This window comes from Klebsiella sp. 2019SCSN059 (genome assembly GCF_021739525.1).
Taxonomy (GTDB): Bacteria; Pseudomonadota; Gammaproteobacteria; order Enterobacterales; family Enterobacteriaceae; genus Klebsiella; species Klebsiella quasipneumoniae.
Genome location: NZ_JAKKOM010000080.1, coordinates 1 through 4,053 on the forward strand (window position 1 = coordinate 1; position 4,053 = coordinate 4,053).

6 protein-coding genes and 1 pseudogene are annotated in these 4,053 nt (G+C 50.3%); 2 read left to right on the forward strand and 5 right to left on the reverse strand.

Features of this window, described 5'->3' with window-relative positions:
• The 3 genes and pseudogenes from L2I46_RS28725 to L2I46_RS28735 form a co-directional block, all read right to left on the reverse strand.
• Positions 1-803: pseudogene (locus tag L2I46_RS28725) on the reverse strand (ISKra4-like element ISKpn19 family transposase); the annotation flags it as partial.
• Positions 804-839: 36 nt separating this feature from the next.
• On the reverse strand, positions 840-1,412 hold the full coding sequence (locus L2I46_RS28730; protein ID WP_001493762.1) for a recombinase family protein: 573 nt from the start codon (positions 1,410-1,412) through the stop codon (positions 840-842).
• Positions 1,413-1,548: 136 nt separating this feature from the next.
• A complete protein-coding gene (locus tag L2I46_RS28735) occupies positions 1,549-2,139 on the reverse strand; it encodes a plasmid pRiA4b ORF-3 family protein (RefSeq protein ID WP_012477564.1) in 591 nt (196 codons plus the stop codon).
• Positions 2,140-2,189: 50 nt separating this feature from the next.
• Here L2I46_RS28735 and L2I46_RS28740 point away from each other — a divergent pair, with 50 nt between their 5' ends.
• Entirely contained in the window at positions 2,190-2,765 is a 576-nt protein-coding gene (locus L2I46_RS28740; RefSeq protein WP_077256884.1) for a DinB/UmuC family translesion DNA polymerase, read from the forward strand.
• Between the two features lie 146 nt (positions 2,766-2,911).
• Here the strand turns inward: L2I46_RS28740 and L2I46_RS28745 are convergent, their stop codons facing one another.
• Positions 2,912-3,193: a helix-turn-helix domain-containing protein gene (locus tag L2I46_RS28745; RefSeq protein ID WP_000780222.1), complete on the reverse strand. Its 282-nt coding sequence runs from the start codon at positions 3,191-3,193 to the stop codon at positions 2,912-2,914.
• On the reverse strand, positions 3,174-3,503 hold the full coding sequence (locus L2I46_RS28750; protein WP_000493286.1) for a type II toxin-antitoxin system RelE/ParE family toxin: 330 nt from the start codon (positions 3,501-3,503) through the stop codon (positions 3,174-3,176). Before L2I46_RS28750 ends, L2I46_RS28745 begins: the two co-directional genes overlap by 20 nt.
• Positions 3,504-3,738: 235 nt before the next feature.
• Here L2I46_RS28750 and L2I46_RS28755 point away from each other — a divergent pair, with 235 nt between their 5' ends.
• Entirely contained in the window at positions 3,739-3,996 is a 258-nt protein-coding gene (locus tag L2I46_RS28755) for a hypothetical protein (RefSeq protein ID WP_048337415.1), read from the forward strand.
• Positions 3,997-4,053 lie beyond the last annotated feature (57 nt).

A 4,053-nucleotide genomic window follows, 5' to 3' on the forward strand; every position in this document is an offset into this window, starting at 1 on the left:
AATATCTGCTGGTTGGCCTGCATTCCCTGCGCTGAAAGGTGGGTCATGAGCCTGCGTTCCGGATGACAGTCATCCTTCTGAACAAAACCGAAGCGGCGGGTGTCAGCAGGCGCACCAACGGAAAAAGACTTCCCGGCAATAATTTCAAAATTACGCTTTTTGTCATCCCGATCGCGAACATAACCACCATCTATACCCACCACAAGCGGTTTTCCTGGCCTGGGCAGGTTCCCCCAGTCGCGGGGGCAGCCGGAAAGAAAACCTGAATGAGCTTCAGCCTCAGCGTCAAGACGCTGCGCCACCTGGCATAAATGATTCCTCACCGTTGAGGCATTCAGGCTGTGGCCCACCGGCAGAATATCTTTCAGCAGACGAGTCGTCATTTCATAGGAGATCATCGAGGCCCAGCGGGTTTCAATATATTTCAGTGCCGGGTGAGAATAATCGCCGGCCCAGTCGCTGAGCAAACTGACTGTCTTTGTATCACTCTCTTCACAACGGCACCGGTACACCCGAAGCCCGGATACCGGAATAACGCCAAACAGCGTCCGGTACCGTATTTTCTGTTTGCCTTTGATTCTGCGCGCAGCAAGGCAGTGAGGGCACCGGATATGGTGTTGAGTATATTCGTCTGCCTGCAGCTGGACCACCGACTGCTGGACCGTATTCAGCAACAGCTTGGATTCTGACACCGATAATCCGATGTCGTTCCGGGTCTCCCCTGATTTCTGGATTGTCATCAGTTCCTCCGTTCGACTGGAGCCTGATTCATCGGTGATGACTATCTGGAGCGTCAGTTGCATCATTGCCTCCTGCTGTGGTGGATGACTATCTCCCGGCTACTGGTTGTTCATCTGGTGACGAAGCTTATAATATGTGGAAACGCCAAGGCCCGCATGGTCGCAGGCGATCCTGAGCCTGACCCCTCTGCTTCTGAGTGCGTCAATTTCCTGGATCTTTTTGATATCGGCGCCGGGGCGCCCTGTTTTTTCACCCCGTGCTTTTTTCGCGGCGATGCCGTCGGCCTGCCTTTCCTTCAGTAAGGCTCGTTCAAACTGGCTGAATGCCGACATCATGTGCAGCTGCAGTTCCTGCATCGGATTGTTTGTGCCGGCGCTGAACGTCAGCTGCTCTTTCAGAAAAATAAGGGTAACGCCCTGGTCACGAAGCCGGGTGGTGACAGCGCACATATCCGACATATTCCGGCAAAGGCGATCGATGGAATGAACCAGAAGCGTATCACCAGGGCGTAATTGCCCCAGGAGTTCCTGTAACCCCGGGCGGTTTGTGTCCTTCGCGCTGGCATGCTCAACACAAATTTTATCAGGCTGAAAACCCGCCTTTGACAATGCCTCTTCCTGACGGGCCGTATTCTGATCGGCCGAGCTTACCCTGATGTAGGCATATTGCACGCAAAACCTCCGGAAGGTCTTTAAACATCATAGAGATTTAAAGAATAATCCATAAACACTGATTTAGGGAGGTTTATAGACATTTTTTCGGGGATCTGAGAGGCATGCTGAAAACGTATACCTTTATAGACATCAGTCAGCGACGACGGCCCAGCCAGATAACTTCAGGCTCCAGTACCGGAGATGCAAGGTCGAGCCTGCTCAGTTGCCGGTTGATTTTGTGGCGGTTGAACCTGACAGCATCCAGGTCGTCAGCAAAAGGGCGGATCTCGCCGACCGTTGTTTCATCATCCGCATTAACGATAGCTTCAAGAAACGCCAGGGTTTTATCGAACTCATCCGCAGCTGTGGCTCCGGGCATACCATGGCCGCTTATACAAAACGGCGCTTTCAGCGTAGAGTTTTCATAAATGGCCTCAACACGAATGTCATGAAGCCAGTGCTCAAAGAAATTGTATTCATAGGTAAAGCGATCGCCAGCATCAAAAGCAAAATCATCAATCACGACCCGGAACGGATTATCGACAAAACCGATGCCTCCTTCGTAGGAGATACCGTAATCTTTGCCATAAATGTGAAATTGATGGAGATGGTCGTCCCCCCAGCCCTGCACTATCTGGAAAATGAAGTGAAGCGCGGCCAGTGACGTGTCGGCAGCAATTCTCAGCCGACGCCAGACCATCGGACTGACTCCATGAACTGCTATTTTGATGACGTAGATCTTCATAGTCAGCAGGTATTGTTATGAAATGATGGTGGTTATTTTAACCCCTGTAGATGGCATCATTCGATGGCTGCCCCGAGGTTTTTCATGCTCTCCAAATTGTCGTCTCCAGGTCATTTGGTGAGCGTGTAACCAGCTTTCAGGAAATGCAGATGGCCATCACCGGCTTTGCTGCGCGGGCAGGAGAAAAGCTGCGTCAGGAAAAGCAGCACTGTCGTGCGATCAGTGTCTTTATCCGAACCAGCCCGTTTTCACCCCGGGATGCGCCCTGTGCCAGCCAGGCGACGGAGACGCTACTGGTAGCCACTCAGGACAGCCGGGACATCATTGCCGCTGCCCAGCGTGCGCTTGCGCGCATCTGGCGTGATGGCTACCGGTACGCAAAGGCTGGTATCATGCTGGCCGATTTTTCCGGCCGCGAGGCACAACTTAATCTGTTTGATGAATGTGCTCCCCGTCCTGACAGCGAAGCCCTGATGAATGCCGTCGATCGGATTAACCGCGCCGGTAAGGGCCGCATTTTTTTTGCCGGCCAGGGGATCAATGTGGGGTTCGCGATGCGCAGGGAAATGCTGAGTCCGGAATACACGACAGACTGGAACGCCTTGCCGCGTGCTTTCATGAGATAAGCGATATCTGGATTTTATAGATGTAAAATCATATGGTTACATTATTAACGTATGGTTCTTCCCCATTGGGCTTCAGACCTCCTGTACCGCGTTTTCCTGTTGAGACAACACCTACCCGGCGAAAACTAAAACCGGGTAGGATGTCATCAGTACAGGGCAATGACAGGTTTTTTGATGCCGCAGGCGTGAGCGTAGCGGGTCAGAGTGTCGATGCTGGCTTTGGTGATGTTGTTTTCCAGGCGGGAAATAACCGGAGGTGTAACCCCCATGCGTTCAGCAACCTGCGCTTTTGTCAGGTTGTCATGTTTACGCCATTCCGCAAGTAGCTCTCTGAGCTTCTCCTTGCGTTCTTCTTCCTGCCATGCAGCGCGATATTCGTCGTCCTGCATCCACTCGTTATGCAGTTCTTTATGGCTTACCAGTTTCATTAAGTACCTCCGCTAACCGCTTTTTGGCGAGATCGATTTCTTTCGCTGGCGTTTTCTGTGACTTCTTGATGAAAACCCGGAGCATGATGATGGTATTGCCTTTGTGGTATACCCAGATGCCCCTGGCTATGTCCGTCCCCATCGTGCGGATCTCAAAAAGTCCATCGCCCAGGGGCTTCGTGTCCGGCTCCCGCAGTAATCGGGCATCATACTCCAGTTTGCCGATGAGACGGTCAAACTTCACCCTGATTTTTACGGGTAATGCTGTGGCTTCTTCCCTGGCTTCCGGGTGATAAACAACGCTAAACATGTGACCTCCCATTTCCATTAATATTAACCTATAGGCTAATGTTAGGCAAGGTGAAAATTAACCTGTAAGCTAATTTTTAGGGAGGGGTATGCGACCAGCTATGACACGGACCCAGCATTGACAAAAGGCTCTAAAATTGTATTTTTTAACTTTTACGTTCCTTTTTACATCAGTGCCTTAACATTTTTTCTATGTACTGAACGAAGGGATAATTTTGAGACAAGGATACAATTATATGAAAGTGAATTATCTGGCACCGTTATTATGTATTGGCGTGTTGGCGCTGACCGGTTGTAACGATCCAAAGAAACCCTCCGAAAGTAATTTCAAAGAAGCCGCACAGCAGTATCTGGATACTGTATACCCGGCATGTTATATCAAAGCTAATTTCCCTTACAAAACAGATGGTTTCAACATTAACAACATGCCAGAAATATTGCATGCAATGGCAGAAAAAGGGTTGTTAACTGAAACGGCACTGTTGCAAAGTTAGCGATGAGGCAGCCTTTTGTCTTATTCAAAGGCCTTACATTTCAAAAACTCTGCTTAC